Raw genomic sequence first — 21,706 nt, 5'->3', positions numbered from 1 at the left:
AGGTACATCAACTATGCCTTTTGGACGGAGTCAATCTTTTATTCGGTTTACTCTCAAACGATGTTCTTCTCAGTATTTCTGGAGCCATGATTCCTAGTACAATCAAGATCATCCCCAACCATTGTAGGGGCGTAACTAATTCTCCTAGAATAATGACGGAAACTACCATGGCAGATGGCAGTTCAGCAGCACACAGAATCGTACCTAAACCTGCTCCGATTTTAGGCATACTAATGGCAAATAACAAGAACGGAACGACTACACCAAGCACCCCAAGCAGTAAACCATAGCCCCATAGGCTTGTCTCTGTTAATTGGGTAACAAGATGGATTGGACTTATTGTAAACGATATCGTTATAAGTGCTCCTGTACTAATAAAGAACAATCTTTTCGGAGCCGCTTCATGCGTTGCTACTCTTGAAGTAAGTACCAAGTATAGCGCAAAGAATAAGGCTGCAAGAAGACCAAACAACACACCTTTCATACTCAATGAAGTTAATGATTGACCAAAGATAGCTCCCGCCAACAATGTACCGATCACTAGTAACAGAATGGCTACTAATTTACTCTTACTTGGCCATGTTCTAGTCAATACACTTTCAATAAGAACGCCTATCCAAGTGAATTGGAACAAGAATACAACTGCTATCGAGGCCGGAAGTTCAGATACAGAGACTGCGTAGGTGATACCCACCAAAGCGGTCAGCATACCCGTAAATAATAATTGCCCTGCGTTTTTCCATGAAATCTTGTAGTTAAATGAGAACAGATAAATAGCAGCAATGATTACCCAACCGGTGAAATATTGGCTACCTACTAATTCTGCTGAACTAAAACCGTCTTTAAATCCAAGCTTAATCATCGTCGACAATGTACCATACGAGATAGCTCCCAATATGACAAAAATTGAATATTTTAATAAGTTCAAGCTAAACACCCCTTTAAAAAAATAAAATCGCCACCCGTCCAATGGACAGGTGACGACTGAAAAAAAGGTTTCCCTTTTAAAAATTTCGTCTCTCAGATATAACTGAGTTTGTGAATACTCTTATGCAACCTTTAATATTATAGATTAAATTGAAGGTACTGTCAATGCGAGACCGCAAATGATTATATGGCATTATTTTACTTGATACGAATTTTATATGCCTCACGAATATAGGCAGGATAGTCGTATACCGTTAACGTGAGTGGCTGTTTATAGGAATCTCTCTATATATAATACAGTGAATGTTGCTCTTGTGGTCTTCTTCCATCGAAATATCCACTAATAATCTCTTCAAGATCTGCCGTTGAGTAACGCACACCATTCGCATCAGTAAATTCACTTTCAAACAGATTATACATCATCTTGTCTTCTGGATCGAGAATGCTAAGGCTGAAATCCAGTTTCATAGCTTTCTCAAGATTCGTCATCTTATAGAAATTGAGTTTCTCATCTGGTGCTTGAAGCAATATACCTTTCTCCGTATCAATAACGACAGACATCTGGTTTTTATCGAGCGCACGGAACCAACTTCCTTCAATGGTCAAAGACATCGGCTCTTTGAAATAAGGGCTTTCGAAATGATACACCGGATGATTCCTTCCCACACCCGAACTCCCTGATATATTCCGCCAGACAGTACCTTCGTCATCTACTAATTGAATATTACCAGGTCCGAAAATTTGTTTGGTATTATGATCGTCATAATCCATATACAATGATACACGTAATGGAGAAACAACCGCTTTGGAAAAGGTGACCTTCTGCCGCAAATACATCAAATGTAACAAAAGATATGATCGTAGGTAACGAGGAAATCCCTGTTACTGGACTTGGAGACGTGGGCGGAACGGAGTTCAACGTGAACATACCGATTGATCGAGAGAAGTTCGCCGCACTTCAGACCTAGTCTGATTGCTTCGAATTCAAGATTGTTCATCAAAAAACAGTACTCGTAATTCGCTAGATTTTTTGCTATATCCGTTTCCTTAGCGAATGAATAAAAAAAGCAGTTGCGAAGCAACCGCCTTCTTGCTAATGTTATCCGTTGGCTGAATAAAAACTACGTCAGCCTTTTGATCCTAACTGCCACTCATGATGATTGAATTGATAACGATACCGTCAGGTAAGTCTTCCTTAGATACACTAATTAGGGATCTTATAAAGACTTTCCCTTTCATTTTTTTATCTGAATTATTTTCATTCATTACAGGAATTACATCAATTTTCAGAATTGGATCTTTCCCCACATTCTCTTCTGACAACGTTAGCGATATAATTTCAAATCCCTTTGTAACGGATTCCTTTTCTCCAATGCTTACACATATGAAATACTCTGTGTCCGTTTCTTTTACAATAAATCCGCCAGGTACTGAAGTTTTAAACTCTCCATATCTATCTGCTATTTCTTGTGACAGACCATCAGAGTTATCTCGCTCCCAAGCAAAATTTGGTGAACTCTTCGAGTATAAATGTTGTTTATAAGGAATACTCTTCACTTTTCCATCAACTTGCACTATCGTTTCCGTCTTTTCATCCACGACCTGATTTCCATTCCCGTCCTCACCTGCACTACAACCCAACTGTAGACCTATAACAAACAGAATTATAAGCCCAGTCACCATTGGTAACAATCTTCTGCTCCGATCCATTTCTCCACTTCACCTCAAAGTCTCATCTCTTAACTAAATCTTACTTATTTTCAGCATCGTATTAGCACCCTTTTGAAATTCATAAGGGACAATTATTTCTTCAGTGGTACAACCTAATTTATGAATATCCCCAATCAATCTGTCCAAATGTTCATACCTCTTGCAGGAAAGATCAATCAAAGGAAATATACGAATTTCTTGCGAAGTCACTCGCAGCAGTTCCCGGATCGTATCTAAATGAAAGTTATAATCCAACCGATCAGCATACATGAACAGAAAGTGTGCAGAGAGCGTTAAATCGAATCGATTATCGTCAAAAGGTAACGTTGGTAGTTCTGCCGGAACATAACGGTTGGGAGAAATTTTCATATCCGCTGCACAATCCGTTAATCCCTGAATTCTATGCTTCTTAAGTTCATCAATTGATTTGAAATAATTCCATAAGTAGTTACCCTTTGCATTCTCCATTTGCTCAATGACATGTTCTATATCCTGAAATCCCTTTGCTTCAAGCAGTGAAAAATCGTGATAATACACTATATCAGTTGCAGTTACATCTGCTCCAAGCTGATTAGCTATCGCTGTGAAGGAACATCCTCCCGCAGGACAATCAAGTATTCTGCGACCTAATAAACCCTCCTTGGATAGGTTAAACATCGCCATATACTCATCAAAAGTTCTCCCAATAAACACAATACGACTTAAATCCAATTTTATCTCTTCTGTACTCATCTCAGCTCACCATTCCTCTTCTCAACTATTCTCAGCTCTTTACAATACAATGGTGTTACAAGGGAAATTGTACCATACCCTAACACTATTAATATCACTAAAGGGCGAATTGTTTCAACATGACGACTTACGTTATGTATTTTCCAAGTTTTAAGTTACCAAGATAGGTCTATTAACCTTTTAAACAGGGTAAATTATGAAGGTTAATAGCAGTGTCTTACAAAAGGAGATGTTTCACATGGACAACGAACCAAAGACTACGGCTGACTTGACCTATGAACAATATGAGACCTCACGTCCTATAAATCCAGAATTAGTCATTCCCCCAGATGATTTACGTGACGTCAATACCATCACCACTCAAAGTATTAGTGAATCACCTCTAATGAGTGATGCCGATGATATCCAAAAGGACAGCCCTATTGATCCTGCCGTACCTCCAATAGAAATTGTGCATGGCACAGATCTATTGAATGGATATCGTAATGAAGATCCTGAACAATCATGTAAATAATATTGCGTCTTTCACCACATCCCAAACCTGTGACCCTGTACAGGACTGAGGATGTGGCGATTTAAATATCACTCCCTTCTAGTCTGTACCGTCTCCGCTCAGTTATATGTTTGTATCCCCCTCATTATTTTTGAAATTCTACGTTCTAATCCCTTTGAATTTAATTCAATACTAATTTAATTTTTCATGCTACACATCTTCAGACATACTGCCTATCAGTTCAGAAAAAGAAAACACATTTCTCACCAAAAAAATTGTATCTATTATCTTGAAATTAATAAGACAATAGTTTATAGTGATTAGTGTATATGGTGTGCATGATAACAATGCACACTTAAAGAGTAACGAGCAAAGAGGTATTCAAATGAAAATAATTATTAAAAATGTATCAAATCAACCCTTATATCAGCAGATCAAAGATCAAATCAAAGATGCTATTCTAAGTAATGAAGTAAATGGAGGTGAGCTACTCCCTTCTATACGTTCATTAGCAAATGATTTACAAGTTAGTGTTCTGACTACTAAAAGGGTATATGCCGAACTAGAATCAGAAGGTTATATCATAACTAAAGTTGGTAAGGGTACTTATGTAGCATCGGAAAATTTAGAAATGTTAGTAGAATCCAAGCGACTTATGGTGGAATCCAAGCTGACAGAAGTATGGAAAATGTCTCGGTCTCTAGGAATAGACAAAGAGGAACTTTATTCTATGATGGACCTACTTTTTGAAGAAGAGGAGGAAGTATAATGAAAACAATTTTGGAGGTAACCAATCTAGATAAGAATTTTAAAAATTTCAGTTTGGATAATGTTAACTTCTCACTACAGGAAGGTTGCATTACAGGTTTTATTGGTATTAATGGTTCTGGAAAAACGACCACGATAAAAGCAATCCTTGGACTTATTCTAAAAGATGCGGGTAACATTACATTTTTAGGTAAAGAAATGGGTGATCATGAGAGAGAACTAAAAAATCGTATTGGTGTCGTATTGGATGATGGCTATTTCTATGAAGAATTGACACTGAAGGAAATGAAAAGCATTATTGCGCCTGCATATACAAATTGGGATGATGCTATTTTTCTAAGCTATATGGGACGGTTTAATTTAAAATTAAATCAAAAAATTTCTACGTTATCTAAAGGTATGCGGATGAAATATGCTATTGCTTTAGCACTGTCTCATCATGCTGATTTATTGATTATGGATGAACCAACGAGTGGTCTCGATCCATTAGTACGAAGTGAGTTAATGAATATACTACTAGACTTCATGAAAGAAGAAGGAAAAAGTGTATTCTTCTCTACTCATATTACATCTGACTTGGATAAAATAGCTGACATTCTTATTCTAATTGATCAAGGGAAAATTATATTCAGTGAAGAAAAGGATCAGCTGTTAGATACACATGCCATAGTGAAGGGCGATCATATATTATTGAATGAACATACCCGCAAGTTATTTTTAACACTACGTGAGACTACATACGGATTTGAAGGTATTACCCATGATATTAATAATGTACGTCAACAAATGAAAGATATCGTCATAGAAAAACCAACGATTGAGGATATTATGCTGTCATATATAGGAGGTCATAATCATGTTATTTAATCTTGTGAAGAAGGATTTTATTATAGCAAAAAGGTATTTACTCATCATGATCATCTTTGCAGTAGCTGGCCCAGCCTTCATAGCTATCCAATCGGATGTTCTCAATGGTAGCTTCATTGGATTCCTTGTTACTGTGCTATTTTTGGAATATATTTTGTTCAATACCGTGTCGATGACAGAAGAGAAATACAAAGGTTCCGCACTACTCTGCACTACTCCATATACGCGAGACACTGTAGTAAAAGCTAAGTATCTTTTTATCTTTGTTATTTTTATTTGCAGCCTCTTTGTATACACAATAACATCAAATATAACATCGTTGGGCTTACAACGATTAACCATTACGAATATCGGAATATCTTTTCTAACGATCAGCCTGTTTTTCGGAATATTATTACCCCTACAATTTAAGTTTGGATATGAAAAGACAAGATATATTTCATTTGCTTTGGTTTTTCTAACACCATTCCTATTTGTACCCGTTGTACAGTGGCTTCAAACCAACCATATCACTATGGATCTCATGCTCCTTATCCCACAAATGATCCAGCAGTGGCTTCCCTATTTGATTTCGCTGTTAATTGTCTTTATTTCTATGATTACATCAATACGCATCTATTCTAGAAAAGACCTATAATTAAGAACCATTCGCTAGTGCAACGAGCTTGTTCATTGTTTTCCAGTTACGTATGGTCGAAGGTACATCCAACTTTTGAAGATTGTTCGCAAGCTTGGAGTTTCTAATACTATCATGGAATAAAAGATAGACCTCTCGACCTTCAATTCGGTACTCTTCATTTTCACTTTTGTAACCCTTTAGTCGTTCAATCCCTTCACCTGAAGGTTCTTCAAGCAACATAGAGACATAGAGGCTCTCTCCTACAGCCGACGCTTCTGCTTCGGATATATCCTGCTCAGAGAATGGGCAGTTCGCAACAATTCTGTTCAGCGCCTCGGCTGTTCTTAACACGACGCTTACCGCAAACCCAAATACCGCCTCAATCTGATCTTCGATCCGTTTGCGTAGCGGTTCTTCTTCCTCATTCGATTCAAAAAGAACATTACCACTCTGAATATACGTTTGAACCCGACACAGCCCCATCGTTTCAAACATTTTCTTCAATTCAGCCATTTTGATCATATTCTTCCCACCTACGTTAATTCCTCGTAACAGCGCAATATAGATCGTCAACCAACTCACCCGCCTCTTTATTTAATGGATTCAGTCAACAGGATACATCTCTTTCAAAAAATGGACGGATTGCTGTATTAACGCCTTCAATACCTCTTCATCGATGTCAGCCACTTTATTGATATACACACAAGCTTTCCCTGCTGTATGTTTACCAAAGTCTTGTAATAACTCATCACGTTTGGCGTCACCTGTCGCAAAGTATAAACTGATTTTGGCCTTCCGAGGTGAAAATCCGACTAACGCTGCATCCCCTTCATGACCCGAATCATATTTATAATGATAAGCACCAAATCCAATAATGCTCGGTCCCCACATCTTTGCTTCATAGCCAGTCGTTTCCGTGAAAATATCTAATAATCGATAGGCATCTTCACGTTTCTTAACATTGTCGACATTCTCAATAAACTCAATGACACTGTTATCGGTTTCTTTTGTTTTTGGTATATACATGTAAGGGGCTCCTGAGTTCATCTCAATTTATTTCTAATTCCGGCCATATTTTTTTCCAATTCTTCTTGTTCACTCTAAACTTATAATAAGATTCATCCTTAAACAATGGACTTCTTCTTACTCTGAATTCGAACAAATCCCCCAAGCCCATACGGACATACTATTGAAATTTGATTGTCATCTTCTAATCTAATTCCTACTGCGGTAACTGTCTCCGGCCAATGACTTATGGCATCTTCAATTGATTGATAGGGTTTGTCACCATTCTGGGTATGCATTCTCGCTTGATTCTTAACAGACCATATGGAACTACCTGTTTGCCGTTCTAATATCCGCTCATATTCTTTCTCTACATCTTCATCGATTTCCTCCGTGTTGTAATATATGATGTCAATATCATTTAATGGTGTTCTAGTCGAATATCCATGTAACGTATCCCAAATATAGTTACGCACATACCCAGCTGCAACAACCCAATCGGGCAGGTTTAACGCTCTCATCATTTTTAGATCTTTCATAATCTCATCATTATTACTAATTAACTTTATTAACGTATTAGTATAATCCGACAGCCCTATCAACTCCTTCGTGTTCATTTCATTGTTCTAAGCATCAGGCTGTTCATTTGCCAAGAGCTGTTCCATTGTCCGATAAGTTACCACATGCCATAATTCTTCTAACGCTTTTCCCTTAGCTTCGTCACGGTCAACCATACCGCTCACACGAAATCGCTCTAGAAGCGCTTGCGCAATTCTCAAATAATATTGTGCTCTAAATTCTCCGCCGCCAATGATACTAAAAGTTATAGGTTTCCTCATGTAGTACACCGCTTTTTTGTCCTATTGAATCCTTAGTGTTCTTTCATTTTATGAAGAGGTTAGTGCGTTCCCATACCCTGTCATCCACTCATCAACTACGGGCCATAGTTCCCACAACTTTAAATCGTATAGCTTTGCAAATCTATAGAGATAGTATTCGTAGAGCACGTTTAAATCTGTAATCAATCTTATTGTATTATACTTTTATATTGGAGACTAGTGTCTCTATCCTTAAGCTATCTTCGACTTTCTAACGGAAATCACAGACACTATTCGATGGAAAAACACCTTTATAAAATTGTAACGGAAATGCACGCCTCTATTATGAAATAAACAGCCCCGATTCTGCAAAAAAGACCAAATAAGGTCTCCTAGATCCGTTAGAATTCCAAAAGTGGTGTTTTCGGTAAAATAAGGGCTTCTGCTTCCGTTAGGCTACATACAAGTAGAAACTTCTCAAAGAGCTTATGCTTCCGAAGCTAGCGATGCTTCGTATCACTTTAAGGCACCCGTTTCAGCGGAAATACCAGGATTTGAGTATCAAGTGAAACTTATGCTTTCTTATATTAAAAAAAGGACGCCCCAAAGCCATAAAACCAGCTCGGGGCATCCCTTCTTAACAATCCATATGATTAACTTCTACCACTACTACGGAATTTCTGCGTGTACGCTTTGGCGTCAGCCACATTCTTGACGCGGTTGCGGCTCCATTCAAGTAGAATGCGGTCGATATAACGGAAATGAACTTTACCGGCAAATACAGCTTCTTTCAAAGCCATTAGAATGAGTTCATCTAGATATCGATCCTGATCGAGCCATCCTGCTATCGTCTCACATTCCATTGGTGAAAGCGGACGACCGAACTCTTTCTCGAAGATTGTGAACATATTACGCTCAGCTTCAGGCTCGCTCGTATCTGCTAACGCCTCTTCACGCTCAGCAGCAGCTTGCTTCGCCTTATTCTTTGCATCATTCGCCATACATATACTTAACTTATCATACAGCCCAGATACGTTGTAGCATTCGTATTGTATGCCACTATCTTCATCGACCTCTTCATCAATGCTGAGAAATCCATCCTTCATCAGTTTCTGCAAAGTAAGGGAGATCTCTGCCGTTGTTCCCCCTGTTAACTCCTGCATATCTTCTAATGTAGGGAACTCCTTATGCTCCACCTGCTTAAATGTCATCAGGTGCATTAACAACAATAGTTCTCTGTCATTTAACTTCAATCTGCGATAGTAACGGAATAACGCATATGGCAGCACGGCCACGCCCGCTCCCATTCCCGATGAAGCGCCCTCAGCCCATGTTCTCCATCCTGAACTATCCACGAGCTTCACCACCTCTTCATTTAAGGATACAGACGATACAATGTACGTGGGAAGGCAATCGTCTCCCGAACATGATCTAGCCCACAAATCCATGCCACAGTACGCTCAAGACCTAGACCGAAGCCGGAATGAGGTACGGATCCATATTTACGCAGATCCATGTACCACTGATATGTCTCTATTGAGAGATTATGTTCTTTGAAACGTTCTTCCAATAATGCTTGATCATCAATACGCTGCGATCCACCGATAATCTCACCGTATCCTTCAGGTGCAATCATATCCGCACATAGCACCACTTCAGGTCGGGTTGGATCTGGTTTCATATAGAAAGATTTAATCCCTGCAGGATAATGTGTTATAAATACAGGCTTGTCATAACTCTGAGCAATAGCAGTCTCATGTGGTGCACCGAAGTCATCACCCCACGGAATATCGAAACCTTGTCCATGTAGAAATTCAATAGCATCATCGTAAGTAATACGTGGGAACGGTGCTTGAATTTGTTCTAATTTGGAAACATCACGACCGACCGCTTCCAATTCCACGCGACAATTCTTCAGAACAGATTGTACAACATGAGTAATGAAGTTCTCTTGAACACACAAGCTCTCCTCATGATCAGTGAAAGCCATCTCTGGCTCGATCATCCAGAATTCAATGAGGTGACGACGTGTTTTAGATTTCTCAGCACGGAATGTCGGCCCGAAGGAGTACACCTTGCCTAAAGCCATCGCTGCAGCTTCCATATATAATTGACCACTTTGAGTTAAATAGGCGTCTTCATCAAAGTATTTCGTATGGAATAAGTTTGTCGTTCCTTCTGCAGATGTCGGAGTTAGAATCGGTGGATCTACCAAAGTAAAACCATTCGTATCAAAAAACTCCCGAACCGCACGAATAATCTCTGCACGAATAACTAGAATGGCACGTTGTTTGTTCGAACGAAGCCATAGATGACGATGATCCATTAAGAAATCTACGCCATGTTCTTTCGGAGTAATCGGATAATTCTCAGTGATATGTATCACTTCAATACCCGTTACGGTCATTTCATAGCCCGATGCACTTCTTGGCTCTTCACGAATAATGCCTGTCACATACAAGGAACTTTCTTGTGTTAAGCTTTTCGCATCATCCCATACTTGTTCTGATACCTCACTCTTTACAACAACCCCTTGAATATATCCAGAACCGTCACGTAATTGCAAAAATTGAATTTTGCCGCTCGAGCGTTTGTTGTTAATCCAGCTTCCAATAGTCACTGTTTCTCCAACATGCTGATTCACATCGCGAATCACACTTTTTGTAGACATCCTTGATCTCTCCCTTATGGACTACTCTTTCAATTCAATAACTACTTCGCTTCACTAACAATACGATAAGTATCTCGTGCAATAACCAATTCTTCATTCGTTGGAACGACAAGAACCTTCACTTTAGCGTTAGCAGTCGAGATCAACCTTGGTTCACCCGAACGAATCGCATTAAGTGCATCATCAATTTCTACACCAAGATAAGTTAAGTTCTCACATACTTTCTCACGAACGATGACGGAGTTCTCACCAACGCCAGCTGTAAATACGATGACATCGACACCATTCATTGCCGCAGCATAAGAACCAATATATTTACGAAGACGATATTCATACATTTCAAAAGCAAGCGTACAATTGGCATCGCCATTTGCCAAACCATCTGTAATTTCTCTCATATCACTACTAACGCCAGATATTGCCAAGAGTCCACTATGTTTATTAAGCATAGAGTTCACTTCATTCACGGTCAATTCTTCTTTATTCATAACAAACGGTACAATTGCTGGGTCAAGGTCACCACTACGTGTTCCCATCATCAAGCCTTCTAGTGGTGTCATACCCATGGAAGTATCCACAGAACGTCCTCCTAGTACAGCAGTAACGCTACCACCGTTACCAATATGACAAGTAATGATCTTCAAGTCCTCGATAGGTTGTCCAAGGAATTTCGCTGCCGCCTTACTAACATATTCGTGTGAAGTACCATGGAAGCCGTAACGACGTACTTTGTACTTGTTGTACAGAACTCTCGGAATGGCATACAAATAAGCCTTCTCAGGCATTCCTTGATGAAAGGCAGTATCGAACACAACGACCATCGGTACACCAGGCATGTTAGCTTCTGAAGCCGAAATCCCCATCATTGCCGCTGGGTTGTGGAGTGGCGCTAAATCAATTAAACGACGAATCTCTGACTTCGCATTTCCATCAACCATAGCGGAAGCCTTGAACGATTCTCCCCCATGAACAACGCGATGGCCCACAGCTTCTATTTCATTAACTGATTTAATTACGCCGTGCACTGGATCCGTCAATATAGAGAGAACTTTACGAATAGCTGTCGTATGCTCTAGAATCTCCTGGACCTCCGTTACTTCCTGTCCTCCAGTAGGGCTATGTGTCATGATCGATGAATCCATCCCTATCCGTTCTACAAGACCTTTAGCTAGAACAGATTCGTCTGTCATATCGTACAATTGATATTTCAAAGAAGAACTTCCTGCATTAATAACTAGAATTTTCATAACCGGTCACCATCCTTATCGTACTTGAAGAACCCCTCACCTGTTTTAACCCCTAAATTCCCTGCGCGAACCATCTTCTTAAGTATGGTGGAAGGACGATATTTCAATTCTCCGAATTCACGGAACATTCTTTCGAGTGCTGCTAGAACTGAATCAAGACCGAAACGGTCGGCCATTTCAAGCGGACCATTCTGGAATTGGTACCCTATACGCATAGCATCGTCGATATCTTCTGCAGAAGCAACTCCTTCTTGAAGAACATGTAATGCTTCATTAATTAACAAACAGAATAAGCGCGAAGTAACAAATCCAGGAGACTCATATATCATGACACCTTTTTTGCTCACTACTTCTTCTACGAATCTTTTTGTTTCTATGAAAGTAATATCTGACGTCTTCAACCCACGGATGATTTCAACTAGATCTACTTTACCAACCGGATGAATGAAGTGCATCCCGATAACACGTTCAGGATACATCGTGGAACTTGCAAGTTCAGTTAAACTTAGTGTAGACGTGTTACTAGCAAGAATTATATTGTTAGGACACACTTGGTCTAATTGTGAGAATATTTGTTTCTTCGCATTAATATCTTCATAAATCGTCTCAATCACCATATCACAAGAACCCAGTTCAGCGAAATGAACAACTTTATGAATTCTGCTTAAGATCAGCTTCTTCTCTGCTTGGGTGATTCCCCATTTCTCAAGCTGTTTGTCGAGACTTACTTCTATCATATTATAAGAATAATTTAACGTCTCTACATCTTTCTCAACGAGCAATACATCAATGCCTTTTGTAGCTAGCATTTCTGCGATACCTTGCCCCATCGTGCCACCGCCGATGACACCAATTTTTTTGAATAACATTCGGTATGCAACTCCCTTTTTGTCCTTATATTCGGTAATATACCCTTCTTGTCGAAAAATATATTATTCCACTCCAACATCTAATAATATCTTAGCACGGATCAAAAGTAAAAAAAAATAACCAGCATCATGTTTTATGCTGGTAAAAGGGAATATTCACGAAATAGACATCGAAATTGTTCTCCCGTTAGATTTTCCTCAGTTAAAAGAATATCCAGTGACTGATCAAAGATATTACGGTGCTGTTCAAGAGCCTCCCGAGTACGTGTCATTAATTGTTCCAAAATAATGTTATTCTCTTTCATCAACTCTTCTGTAGTCACCATTTGCATGTTAACGATACCTAGTGAAGTTAATCCTGATTTCATCATCGTCTGAACAATATTCAGTACCTGTTCGAAATCATTGCTCGATCCAGTACTTCTTCCACCGTAATATATTTCTTCTGAAGCAGCTCCACCTAGCGCAATCATAATTTGTTCTTCTAGAAATGCTTTGGTATACAGATACTGCTCCTCTTGAGGATTATGGCGGACATACCCAAGAGCTTGACCTCGTGGACTTAGTGCTACTTGGCTCACACTTCCAGGGCGGACAATTTCAGCCATGATGGCATGTCCTAATTCATGAATGGCCACTCTCTTCTTCTCTTCCTGCGTTGATTCACGATCTGTCTTTTCACCCATCATCACTTTATCAATCGACATTGATAAATGTCGTTGTTCAATTTGGGACTTATTCTCTCTCATCATATAAATGGCAGCTTCGTTCATCATACTTTCAAGCTGGGCACCGGAGAATCCATAGGACTCTTCTGCAATTTTGTCCAGATTGGTGTCAGCGTGAATAGGCTTATTATTTGCATGGATTTCAAGAATATGCTTTCGTCCTTTTTTATCCGGAAGATCCACTTGAATATGTCGGTCGAATCGTCCTGGGCGAAGAAGCGCACTATCTAGCATTTCCTTGCGGTTAGTTGCAGCTATGAGTAATATTCTAGGACTTTCAGAATTATAAATGCCATCCATTTCCGTTAATAACTGATTTAAAGTCTGATCATACTCACGCTGTTGCCCACCTTCACGTTTACCACCGATGACATCAATCTCATCAATAAATATAACTGCACTTTTCTTGTTTTCCTTCATCGCACGTGTTCGCGCGTCACGGAATAAATCACGCACTCTCCCCGCACCAACACCGACATACATCTCAACGAACTCACTGCCTGATGCAGCAACAAATACAGAATCCGTATACTGACTAGCTGCTTTTGCAAGCAATGTCTTTCCTGTACCTGGTGGACCCGTCAGTAATATTCCCTTTAATGGGCGAATACCAAATTTCTGAATTTCTTCATGTCTAATGAGAAAATCAAGAGCTTCCATCAATTCCTCTTTCGGATGATCCTGTCCACCAATTTCATCAAAAGTTAGCTTGCTTGGAACTTTCTTCTTGCGCTTCCGATCTGCTATTGCACCTACTGCTAAGCCACCACGCTTATTCACAAAGGTTAGTATAACTACTATAAACGCTCCGACGAGTAGAATAGGAACAATATTCACACCAATATAAATAAGAAAGATAAGGAGTACCGGAGTAAATCCGATCAATATTTCTTTGCCCCACTTAGGCATTATTCCACACCCCCAATACCCCTGGCTCGCGTGGCAAGATAATAAACTTACTACTCTCTCCATCAGTTAGACTTACATACACATTCTTAGCATCCATTTCGGTTGTTACTTTTACCGTTGTATTGTGTTCCATCTTGTTTAATTTCTCAACAATCTGTGTATATTGTTTATTCTCCATCGCTTCTGCAACAGGGAACATGGCCTGATCCCAGAACTCATCTAATGTATCGTTCGAGTGATCAACTATATCGAGCTTTAATGTCTTTTTTCCAATAATTGATTTCCCTTCCGTCGTAAGTTGTTGAACTAATCCTGATAATTTCGTCCCAGGTATAACATCAAGATTCACAACGATCTCATTATTGGTAATTTTCAATTCGTGCTGATTAACACCTTCATATTCTTTAACTATATTGTGAAGCGGATTCTGCTGAGCTACCTGCCGATAACCGAACCACCCACCAAATAAGAGCGCACCTGAAATGACCACCGATAGTGCAATCGGAATAAATCGTAACTTCATATAACTATCTCCCTTCGCAAGTCATTCTGGGTAGAGTATATCAACTTCGTATATATTCACTACATGAATTAGTATATCATATCGTATACATTTATCTTCTGAAAATATATGGATTTTTTAAATGATGTCACAAAGATTGCGACAATCGCCTCCACCAATCACGCAGTTGCATAAAGCGCAATTAAATTCGAACGAATCCTCCTAAAGCTAAATTTAGTTGTATTCATGGTATCTAGTTACTAGAAAAATCCACTTTTTATCGTTTTCGCCACTTTTAACTGCCATTATTACATCTAATTCTGCTACACCCTACTTTTCCTACTAATTAAGTGTCCTTTTACAGGTATTCCTCGCACTCAGCACTCACCAATCAGCAATCAACCCCATCAGGGCCCATCCGAGCTTACCCGACCTCACACACAAACAAACAACAAAACCAGTTGGGTCATCCTCAAAGGATGACTCAACTGGTTTATTGATCTAGCGTAATTTAACGTGATCTAACGGTTCGGTAATGTAAATTGTTCGCCTATTTGCATACCATCACTGAATCGATAGAAGCGATAATTATAATGGTCTTGTTCTTTGTAGAACAGTTGCCAGGCAGCTGTTCCATTGAAAAGACCTAGTTGCAAATGTTTTTTCTTTATATTCGAAAGTTCCTTTTCGATAAGTGTCATCATTTGGGTTTTGGATAACCCATCCTTCAATAGTTCACTTTGAATCGCTTTCGGGGTATCATTCACTTCGTACTCACTCGTTAATGGGACCCAGACAATCATATTCTGATCGTCCTGATCTTTACCTTCAATGACCCAGACTACATTGTTCCAGACCGATTTGGAGGTACGAGTAACTTGAGTTAATTCACTATGCTCCTTCGCTGCAGCAATAGCCACAGCTTCCTGACTCCATTGATCCTGCATAATGTATATGTAATAGCGATAGAGTCCGAATAGCAACACGATGATGACAGCGACACTTAGCCAAATGATCTTCTTCTTGTCCATATACTTGTTCTTGTTCTTATTCTTCTTCAACCTGAACTTCCTCTCTTCAGGAATAAGGAGTAACTAATACCTTAACGGTTAAGTAAGCCCTCGAAAGCAGATTGCGCTTCATGGTGTATACGCTCTTCGTCTAGAGTAAGACAAGCACCATTCTTCACAACTTGCTTACCATCAACCCATACATGCTCTACATCTTTGGCACTCGCAGAATAGATCGAGTGTGAGATGAAATCCGTGTGGGGTAAGAAATGAGCCTGATCCGTATTTAGTGCAATGAAATCTGCCTTCATACCCGGAGCCAATCTTCCTACCGTATCTAGAAACAATGACTTTGCCCCATAAATAGTACCCATCCGCAGCGCCTCAGCAGCCGGAATAGCTGTTGGATCCCCAGATATCCCTTTGTGAATGAGGGCAGCCAGTCGCATCTCTTCGAACATATCCAGATTGTTATTACTTGCTGGACCATCTGTTCCAAGCGATACAGGTACTCCTGCCTTCAATAGGTCTGTTACACGCGCAATACCACTCGCAAGCTTCAAGTTACTTCCTGGGTTATGTGATACGCCAACTTGATGAGTTGCTAGAATCTCAATCTCTTCGTCATTCAAATGTACACCGTGCGCAACAATCGAAGGACGTGTAAACATGCCGAGTTTCTCCAAATGTTGAACAGGACGTAGACCATAGTCTGCTACGTTCTGTGCTACTTCACTTAGCGTCTCCGACATATGTGTATGCATCGGCAGATCGAGATCATGTGCAGCCTGTACAAACTTCTCGAAGTAATCTGGCGGGCATGTATAAGGAGCATGTGGCGACATCATCGTCGTAATTCTACCCTCTGCTTGTCCGTGCCAATTTTTTGCAAAAGAGATCGCTTCCTGAAGCTTATGTTGTTGGACTTCCGCAGAACATAATCCAATAACACCTCTAGTTAGGACGCCGCGAATTCCAGATTCCTGAACTACTTTAGCTACCTGATCCATGTGATCATACATATCTAGAAAAGTCGTTGTACCACCCTTAAGCATTTCTAACACAGATAAGGAAGCTCCCCAGTAGACATCTTCAGGGGTGAATTTCTCTTCCATTGGCCACATTTTCTCCTGTAACCATACTTGTAGCGCAAGATCATCGCCATAGCCTCTAAGCAATGACATAGCAGCATGTCCATGTGTGTTGACAAGACCTGGTAAGAACAACAAATGGCTACCATCCACCTCTGGAATATCTTCATCAACTACCGGCTTGTCTTCACCAATATACGTGATCAAATCATCCTCTATGAGCATATACCCCTTCAATACAGGTTGTTCATTGTTCAGAACAGCGAACGTACCATTCTTAATGATCCACTTCTGAATTTTGTTGTTCATTTTCGTCTGAATCTCCCTTTCCATTAACCAAATAATAAGCAAGGCTAAGCATATCCGTAGTGAAATCAGCTGCATGAATACGAACATCCGCCGGGGCCTTTAATATCGTTGGAGCGAAATTCAATATAGCTCCAATTCCTGCTTCAATCAATTTATCGGCAACATCCTGAGCTTCTTGCTCAGGAACGGTAATGATTCCAATGCGAATATTATGCTTCTTAATTGTATCGAAAAGTTCATCCATAGGTTGAACTTCTATTGTATTAATACGCGTTCCAATCTTCGTTGGATATGCATCAAATACGGCGACAATCTTTAAATTCTCTTTCAAGTAAGCATTATAATTGGATAAAGCGTGGCCTAGATTACCGGCACCTACTAGAACAACATTGATCTGTTGATCCAAATTAAGAATATGTCGTATTTTTTCAATTAAATAAGCTACGTCATACCCAATGCCTTTTCTACCAAAATCGCCAAAATAAGCAAGATCCTTACGAATTTGCGCAGGATTCAAGTCTAGCTTTTGACCTAATTCCTGTGAAGAGACTGTAGCTACTTCCCGTCTTTGAAGTTCTGTCAGATAACGCAAATAAATAGGTAATCTGCGTACAACAGCTTCTGAAATTTTATCAGATTTCATATTTGCTCCTCCTAATGAATAGCTAATACATTGATCAAGGACGGTGTCCGTCTTGTAACCATTCCGAAATTCTTGGAACCATTTGATCCGTTGACATATGCTCCATCTTAGGACCAGGTAGTGAATATAGGAAGTACTTCCCATAATAAGATTCAATCACCCGTGTATCATATACAATAACGATTCCTCGGTCACTCGCCGTACGCACTAATCGTCCAAATCCTTGTTTGAAACGAATAACTGCTTGAGGTACTGAAAGCTTCATGAAAGGATTTTTCTTTTGTTGCTGTAAAAGTTCACTCTTCGCCTCTACAAGTGGATGATTAGGAGGCTGAAAAGGAAGTCGAACAATAGCTAAGCAAGTCAGTGCTTCTCCTGGAATATCTACCCCTTCCCAGAAGCTGTTTGTTCCTAGAAGTACCGAGGCACTACTATCCTGGAAACGGCGGATCAACTTACTTCGGCTTCCATTATCCACACCTTGTCCTAGTACCGCAATATCCGTAGAGGAGAGTGCTTTACTTAAAGGCTCATACACTTGCCGAAGCATACGGTATGAAGTGAATAATACTAACATTCGACCTTGTGTAACGATAGCTGTTTCAGCCAGTGATTTAACAAGTGTTTCGACGAAGAGCGCGTCGCCTATACTTCCCTTCACACTTGGGAAATCACGCGGGATAATCAGCAATGCCTGATCACGATAGCGAAAAGGAGACGGCAATTGCACAGTTACCAGTCGATCTTGATCCGAAGCTTCCTGAAGCCCCAAGTTTTCAGTCATATACTGAAAGGATTTGTCGATTGACAACGTAGCTGAAGTTAGAATAATACTTTTCTTTTTATCAAAGAATACTTCCTTTAGCTGCTGACTTACATCTACAGGAACCGCATACATCTGTAGGGATTTACTCCGATAGTGACCGTTAGCCTCCATCCAGTATACATTTCCTGCATCGTTAAGTGATACAAAGAAATGTAAGCCTTCACGCTGGGAAGCTAAATCTTTCACAAGGCCACTGATGTCCGTGAGCAAACTTTCAAAATTAAAATCCTCTAGATTTTCTCTGATTTCATTGATCATTTTATCCGAACTACGAATCACTTCGCCCAGCGTTACATAGATCTGATTCTCTATCTCTTGCAGCACTTCCCAATCCTTCGGTTTCTTCGCAGGCTGCAAACGTAGGACGAACTGCCCCGTATCCCCTGGAGCAGCATCACTTCGTTCAGGAAGCAGAGCAAATAACATATCGCTTAGTCTATCCCAATGTTCCTTCACATCAACTAAATCACTACTCATACGATCAGTCAATAGTGCCCAGTCGGCGGCCTTCTCATCGCTTGAAGATTGTAGCTGTTGTCGTAGAACAGGAAATTGACCGTTTCGGTTATCTTTGTAAAGTCGTGATAACGTGTGGATCACATTGAAATACCTTATATGAAGGCCTAGGTGTTTACCAGCGACTTCTTCTAAATGATGCGCCTCATCTATAACTAAATATTCGTAAGCAGGCAATAGCTGATGTCCTGCCTTTACATCTGAGAATAGCTTCGAATGATTGGTAATCACAACGTCCGCTACACCCGCTTCATGTTTAGCACGATGATAATAGCATTTACGAAACCATGGACAAGCGCGTCCCAAGCAAGAATCCGTGTCACTAGACACCGTCTCCCAGAAGTCCCCACCACGGGCTCCTAGATTCAGTTCCTCATCATCACCTGTCTCAGTCTGCGTTAACCATACCATCATTTGCGCAGCTAAGATCAAATCCTCTTTAGGATTCGTAAAGTCTCTTCTATTTATTTTATGTTCAAATTTTCTCAAACACAAATAATGTTGTCTCCCCTTGAAAATTGCCGCTTTAAATGGGAAAGGAACAACTTGAGTCAATAGTGGTATATCTCGCTCTCGCAACTGCTCCTGGAGGTTGATCGTATGCGTGCTTACCATAACTTTCTGTTCGCGCTTTACACTCTGATAAATAGCAGGTATTAAGTACCCTAGAGATTTCCCTGTTCCTGTTCCCGCTTCAATAAGGAGATGCTTCTCTTGCTCTAGTGCATTCATAACCTCAGTGAACATCATACTTTGAGATTCGCGGGCTTCATACTGTGGCATAATTGAGCGGAGTCGTTCCTCAATCTGCTCAAGATACTGTGGAAATTCAATGTTCTTCAGAGGGTTATCATCTGCATCATCTCGTGGTGTTGATATGTCCGTCCAATCCTCAACTGCCAAAGCCAATTGACGATAAAATGTATGACTTTCCAGATCCTGTGCAGGCTCCTTCTCTTTCTCCCTACATAACGCGTCGAAATACCAGGCTAAATCACTGTCCTCATCTGTAAATAGCTCACTCAGGCGCTGTAAAGTGATTAGTGGAAGACTGACCAATTCATCCAAACATTTCAACAGTACATGTGCAGTAGCCAGTGCGTCACTATCCGCTTGATGGGGCCGGTCATGCTGAATACCGAATTGCAAGGATACAAGCCCTAATTGATAAGTCGTTAATGACGGAAAGCATATTTTCAGAAAATCGATAGTGTCAAGCAGTCTTCCCGCGTATGGCAAATAACCACATCGATCAAGTGAATTTTGCAAGAAATTGAAATCGAATGCGATATTATGACCTACCAGAACAACGTCATCTAATAAGGGAACTAACTCCATCATCATTTCTTCTAAGGAAGGAGCATTCTCAACGTCACTATTGGATATTCCAGTTAATTTACTAATAAAAGGAGGAATGGGGATACCCGGATTAACGAAAGATCCGTATACGCGGGATATCGATTGATCTTCCTCAATAATGGCAAGTCCCACTTGAATGATCTCATCACCGGGTTGGTTACCCGTAGTTTCAAAATCCAGTACAGCAAATTTCATGTTCTATTATTCCCTTTCAATCCAGTCTCTTTTACAGCATAACAGAAGTTCTCATTTTATTCATTATATGTGGTGCAAAAAAAAGACGACGCCTCGTAGCTCACGCTTTGCAGGCATCGCCTTATTATCGTCTTCCCGTTAGTTCAATGATATGAGTTGACTTCCATATTGGAGTTGGCCACAATTGTCGCTGCACACTCTTAAATTCACGATTGGATCGGCTAGTGTAGGATCATTTTGCAATGCCAATCTGAAGTACTCCTGTGCTTTCACCGTGTCTGAATGTTTAAACTGTATACAACCAATTGCGTTATAGATCATTGCTTTTAGCCTCTTATGTTCAGTTATGGGGAGGATCCATTGGAATTGCTTGAGCGCTTCCGTCGTCTCATCTAAGTGAAGATGCGCCATCGCTATATACGTTCTTGCAAGCAAACTGTCGGGAACATCCGATATAATTACGGAAAATTGCTGTATAGATTGACGATACATCATTAATTGGAAGTAACCTTGTCCTCTCACAAAAGACTCTGTCTCCATTTCAGGTGTAGTACCTAAAGGAAAAATGGGCGGTAACAACGTATATTCCCGAAAGATACCCATCTTGTCTTCAAAGGAAAGCCATTCCTCAATAATCCCATCACTCATCGCTTTAAGCATGTTCCATCTTTGGATCATAAGCTGCTTCTGCGTTTCTTGCGCTGTTGGATAACGCTTGACAATCTCCTCTAACATGTCGTTCATTTCAGCGAATACATGTTGAAACATAATCTGCATCCCACCTTTAACAATCATGATATTAGTGCGATCTAACAAATAGAGGTTGTTCAAAAAGTCATCTTTTGATCACGAAGGTTAGCAAGGAGCGTATTCGACATCGAACCTTGAATTC

Annotated in this window: 24 protein-coding genes; 4 read left to right on the top strand and 20 right to left on the bottom strand. The window is 40.1% G+C overall.

Going from position 1 to position 21,706, the window contains the following annotated elements:
- Nucleotides 1-7: 7 nt before the first annotated feature.
- From AC1TO8_RS08295 to AC1TO8_RS08280, 4 genes are all read right to left on the bottom strand, one after another.
- A complete protein-coding gene (locus tag AC1TO8_RS08295) occupies nt 8-928 on the bottom strand; it encodes an EamA family transporter (RefSeq protein ID WP_482055101.1) in 921 nt (306 codons plus the stop codon).
- Nucleotides 929-1,212: 284 nt separating this feature from the next.
- Nucleotides 1,213-1,776 carry a DUF5643 domain-containing protein gene (locus AC1TO8_RS08290; RefSeq protein WP_482055100.1) on the bottom strand — a complete coding sequence of 188 codons (564 nt, stop codon included), beginning with the start codon at nt 1,774-1,776 and terminating at the stop codon, nt 1,213-1,215.
- Between the two features lie 291 nt (nt 1,777-2,067).
- A complete protein-coding gene (locus AC1TO8_RS08285; protein WP_482055099.1) occupies nt 2,068-2,637 on the bottom strand; it encodes a hypothetical protein in 570 nt (189 codons plus the stop codon).
- 33 nt (nt 2,638-2,670) lie between these two features.
- Nucleotides 2,671-3,369 (bottom strand): SAM-dependent methyltransferase, encoded by a 699-nt coding sequence (locus AC1TO8_RS08280; protein ID WP_482055098.1) that lies wholly within the window; start codon nt 3,367-3,369, stop codon nt 2,671-2,673.
- A 238-nt stretch (nt 3,370-3,607) separates the two neighbouring features.
- Here AC1TO8_RS08280 and AC1TO8_RS08275 point away from each other — a divergent pair, with 238 nt between their 5' ends.
- The 4 genes from AC1TO8_RS08275 to AC1TO8_RS08260 all read left to right on the top strand — a co-directional run bounded on the left by AC1TO8_RS08275 (nt 3,608) and on the right by AC1TO8_RS08260 (nt 6,134).
- Nucleotides 3,608-3,883 (top strand): hypothetical protein, encoded by a 276-nt coding sequence (locus AC1TO8_RS08275; RefSeq protein WP_482055097.1) that lies wholly within the window; start codon nt 3,608-3,610, stop codon nt 3,881-3,883.
- A gap of 364 nt (nt 3,884-4,247) precedes the next feature.
- Nucleotides 4,248-4,631: a GntR family transcriptional regulator gene (locus AC1TO8_RS08270; protein WP_482055096.1), complete on the top strand. Its 384-nt coding sequence runs from the start codon at nt 4,248-4,250 to the stop codon at nt 4,629-4,631.
- Nucleotides 4,631-5,497, top strand: coding sequence for an ABC transporter ATP-binding protein (locus AC1TO8_RS08265; protein ID WP_482055095.1), 867 nt, complete (start codon nt 4,631-4,633; stop codon nt 5,495-5,497). Before AC1TO8_RS08270 ends, AC1TO8_RS08265 begins: the two co-directional genes overlap by 1 nt.
- Complete coding sequence (locus AC1TO8_RS08260) at nt 5,487-6,134, top strand: ABC-2 transporter permease (RefSeq protein WP_482055094.1); 648 nt, start codon at nt 5,487-5,489, stop codon at nt 6,132-6,134. The genes AC1TO8_RS08265 and AC1TO8_RS08260 overlap by 11 nt, the downstream gene beginning before the upstream one ends.
- Here AC1TO8_RS08260 and AC1TO8_RS08255 read toward each other — a convergent pair whose 3' ends face one another.
- The 16 genes from AC1TO8_RS08255 to AC1TO8_RS08180 all read right to left on the bottom strand — a co-directional run bounded on the left by AC1TO8_RS08255 (nt 6,135) and on the right by AC1TO8_RS08180 (nt 21,582).
- Entirely contained in the window at nt 6,135-6,689 is a 555-nt protein-coding gene (locus tag AC1TO8_RS08255) for a DUF1697 domain-containing protein (protein ID WP_482055093.1), read from the bottom strand.
- A 30-nt stretch (nt 6,690-6,719) separates the two neighbouring features.
- Complete coding sequence (locus AC1TO8_RS08250; protein WP_482055092.1) at nt 6,720-7,142, bottom strand: DUF1801 domain-containing protein; 423 nt, start codon at nt 7,140-7,142, stop codon at nt 6,720-6,722.
- Nucleotides 7,143-7,164: 22 nt separating this feature from the next.
- Nucleotides 7,165-7,293, bottom strand: a complete 129-nt coding sequence (locus tag AC1TO8_RS08245) for a nucleotidyltransferase family protein (protein WP_482055091.1) — start codon at nt 7,291-7,293, stop codon at nt 7,165-7,167.
- Nucleotides 7,241-7,738, bottom strand: coding sequence for a nucleotidyltransferase family protein (locus AC1TO8_RS08240; protein WP_482055090.1), 498 nt, complete (start codon nt 7,736-7,738; stop codon nt 7,241-7,243). Before AC1TO8_RS08240 ends, AC1TO8_RS08245 begins: the two co-directional genes overlap by 53 nt.
- Nucleotides 7,739-7,747: 9 nt before the next feature.
- Complete coding sequence (locus AC1TO8_RS08235; protein ID WP_482055089.1) at nt 7,748-7,960, bottom strand: Gfo/Idh/MocA family oxidoreductase; 213 nt, start codon at nt 7,958-7,960, stop codon at nt 7,748-7,750.
- A gap of 632 nt (nt 7,961-8,592) precedes the next feature.
- Complete coding sequence (locus tag AC1TO8_RS08230) at nt 8,593-9,294, bottom strand: DnaD domain-containing protein (RefSeq protein WP_482055088.1); 702 nt, start codon at nt 9,292-9,294, stop codon at nt 8,593-8,595.
- A gap of 20 nt (nt 9,295-9,314) precedes the next feature.
- Nucleotides 9,315-10,610, bottom strand: coding sequence for an asparagine--tRNA ligase (asnS, locus tag AC1TO8_RS08225; RefSeq protein WP_482055087.1), 1,296 nt, complete (start codon nt 10,608-10,610; stop codon nt 9,315-9,317).
- A 41-nt stretch (nt 10,611-10,651) separates the two neighbouring features.
- The gene (locus AC1TO8_RS08220) at nt 10,652-11,857 is read right to left on the bottom strand and encodes an acetate/propionate family kinase (RefSeq protein WP_482055086.1); all 1,206 of its coding nucleotides are present in this window, start codon (nt 11,855-11,857) and stop codon (nt 10,652-10,654) included.
- Nucleotides 11,854-12,726: a 3-hydroxyacyl-CoA dehydrogenase family protein gene (locus AC1TO8_RS08215; protein ID WP_482055085.1), complete on the bottom strand. Its 873-nt coding sequence runs from the start codon at nt 12,724-12,726 to the stop codon at nt 11,854-11,856. Before AC1TO8_RS08215 ends, AC1TO8_RS08220 begins: the two co-directional genes overlap by 4 nt.
- Before the next feature lie 134 nt (nt 12,727-12,860).
- Nucleotides 12,861-14,363 (bottom strand): AAA family ATPase, encoded by a 1,503-nt coding sequence (locus tag AC1TO8_RS08210; RefSeq protein WP_482055084.1) that lies wholly within the window; start codon nt 14,361-14,363, stop codon nt 12,861-12,863.
- Nucleotides 14,356-14,886 (bottom strand): hypothetical protein, encoded by a 531-nt coding sequence (locus AC1TO8_RS08205; protein ID WP_482055083.1) that lies wholly within the window; start codon nt 14,884-14,886, stop codon nt 14,356-14,358. The genes AC1TO8_RS08210 and AC1TO8_RS08205 overlap by 8 nt, the downstream gene beginning before the upstream one ends.
- A 500-nt stretch (nt 14,887-15,386) precedes the next feature.
- A complete protein-coding gene (locus AC1TO8_RS08200) occupies nt 15,387-15,926 on the bottom strand; it encodes a cell wall elongation regulator TseB-like domain-containing protein (protein WP_482055082.1) in 540 nt (179 codons plus the stop codon).
- 41 nt (nt 15,927-15,967) lie between these two features.
- Nucleotides 15,968-17,275 (bottom strand): amidohydrolase, encoded by a 1,308-nt coding sequence (locus AC1TO8_RS08195; protein ID WP_482055081.1) that lies wholly within the window; start codon nt 17,273-17,275, stop codon nt 15,968-15,970.
- Entirely contained in the window at nt 17,244-17,918 is a 675-nt protein-coding gene (locus AC1TO8_RS08190; RefSeq protein ID WP_482055080.1) for a redox-sensing transcriptional repressor Rex, read from the bottom strand. Before AC1TO8_RS08190 ends, AC1TO8_RS08195 begins: the two co-directional genes overlap by 32 nt.
- Before the next feature lie 34 nt (nt 17,919-17,952).
- On the bottom strand, nt 17,953-20,814 hold the full coding sequence (gene dinG, locus AC1TO8_RS08185; protein ID WP_482055079.1) for an ATP-dependent DNA helicase DinG: 2,862 nt from the start codon (nt 20,812-20,814) through the stop codon (nt 17,953-17,955).
- Between the two features lie 138 nt (nt 20,815-20,952).
- Nucleotides 20,953-21,582, bottom strand: a complete 630-nt coding sequence (locus tag AC1TO8_RS08180; protein WP_482055078.1) for a tetratricopeptide repeat protein — start codon at nt 21,580-21,582, stop codon at nt 20,953-20,955.
- Between the last annotated feature and the right edge of the window lie 124 nt (nt 21,583-21,706).

The sequence above is a fragment of the Paenibacillus sp. Y859 genome (assembly GCF_056786405.1).
Note: the sequence above shows the minus strand (reverse complement) of the source record. Positions and strands in the feature narration are given on the sequence as shown.

Coding starts and splice junctions, on each gene's coding strand:
- AC1TO8_RS08285 (WP_482055099.1), bottom strand. CDS start 2,637: ATGGATCGGAGCAGAAGATTGTTACCAATGGTGACTGGGCTTATAATT.
- AC1TO8_RS08280 (WP_482055098.1), bottom strand. CDS start 3,369: ATGAGTACAGAAGAGATAAAATTGGATTTAAGTCGTATTGTGTTTATT.
- AC1TO8_RS08275 (WP_482055097.1), top strand. CDS start 3,608: ATGGACAACGAACCAAAGACTACGGCTGACTTGACCTATGAACAATAT.
- AC1TO8_RS08270 (WP_482055096.1), top strand. CDS start 4,248: ATGAAAATAATTATTAAAAATGTATCAAATCAACCCTTATATCAGCAG.
- AC1TO8_RS08265 (WP_482055095.1), top strand. CDS start 4,631: ATGAAAACAATTTTGGAGGTAACCAATCTAGATAAGAATTTTAAAAAT.
- AC1TO8_RS08260 (WP_482055094.1), top strand. CDS start 5,487: ATGTTATTTAATCTTGTGAAGAAGGATTTTATTATAGCAAAAAGGTAT.
- AC1TO8_RS08250 (WP_482055092.1), bottom strand. CDS start 7,142: ATGTATATACCAAAAACAAAAGAAACCGATAACAGTGTCATTGAGTTT.
- AC1TO8_RS08245 (WP_482055091.1), bottom strand. CDS start 7,293: ATGGGCTTGGGGGATTTGTTCGAATTCAGAGTAAGAAGAAGTCCATTG.
- AC1TO8_RS08240 (WP_482055090.1), bottom strand. CDS start 7,738: ATGAACACGAAGGAGTTGATAGGGCTGTCGGATTATACTAATACGTTA.
- AC1TO8_RS08235 (WP_482055089.1), bottom strand. CDS start 7,960: ATGAGGAAACCTATAACTTTTAGTATCATTGGCGGCGGAGAATTTAGA.
- asnS (WP_482055087.1), bottom strand. CDS start 10,610: ATGTCTACAAAAAGTGTGATTCGCGATGTGAATCAGCATGTTGGAGAA.
- AC1TO8_RS08220 (WP_482055086.1), bottom strand. CDS start 11,857: ATGAAAATTCTAGTTATTAATGCAGGAAGTTCTTCTTTGAAATATCAA.
- AC1TO8_RS08215 (WP_482055085.1), bottom strand. CDS start 12,726: ATGTTATTCAAAAAAATTGGTGTCATCGGCGGTGGCACGATGGGGCAA.
- AC1TO8_RS08210 (WP_482055084.1), bottom strand. CDS start 14,363: ATGCCTAAGTGGGGCAAAGAAATATTGATCGGATTTACTCCGGTACTC.
- AC1TO8_RS08205 (WP_482055083.1), bottom strand. CDS start 14,886: ATGAAGTTACGATTTATTCCGATTGCACTATCGGTGGTCATTTCAGGT.
- AC1TO8_RS08195 (WP_482055081.1), bottom strand. CDS start 17,275: ATGAACAACAAAATTCAGAAGTGGATCATTAAGAATGGTACGTTCGCT.
- AC1TO8_RS08190 (WP_482055080.1), bottom strand. CDS start 17,918: ATGAAATCTGATAAAATTTCAGAAGCTGTTGTACGCAGATTACCTATT.
- dinG (WP_482055079.1), bottom strand. CDS start 20,814: ATGAAATTTGCTGTACTGGATTTTGAAACTACGGGTAACCAACCCGGT.
- AC1TO8_RS08180 (WP_482055078.1), bottom strand. CDS start 21,582: ATGTTTCAACATGTATTCGCTGAAATGAACGACATGTTAGAGGAGATT.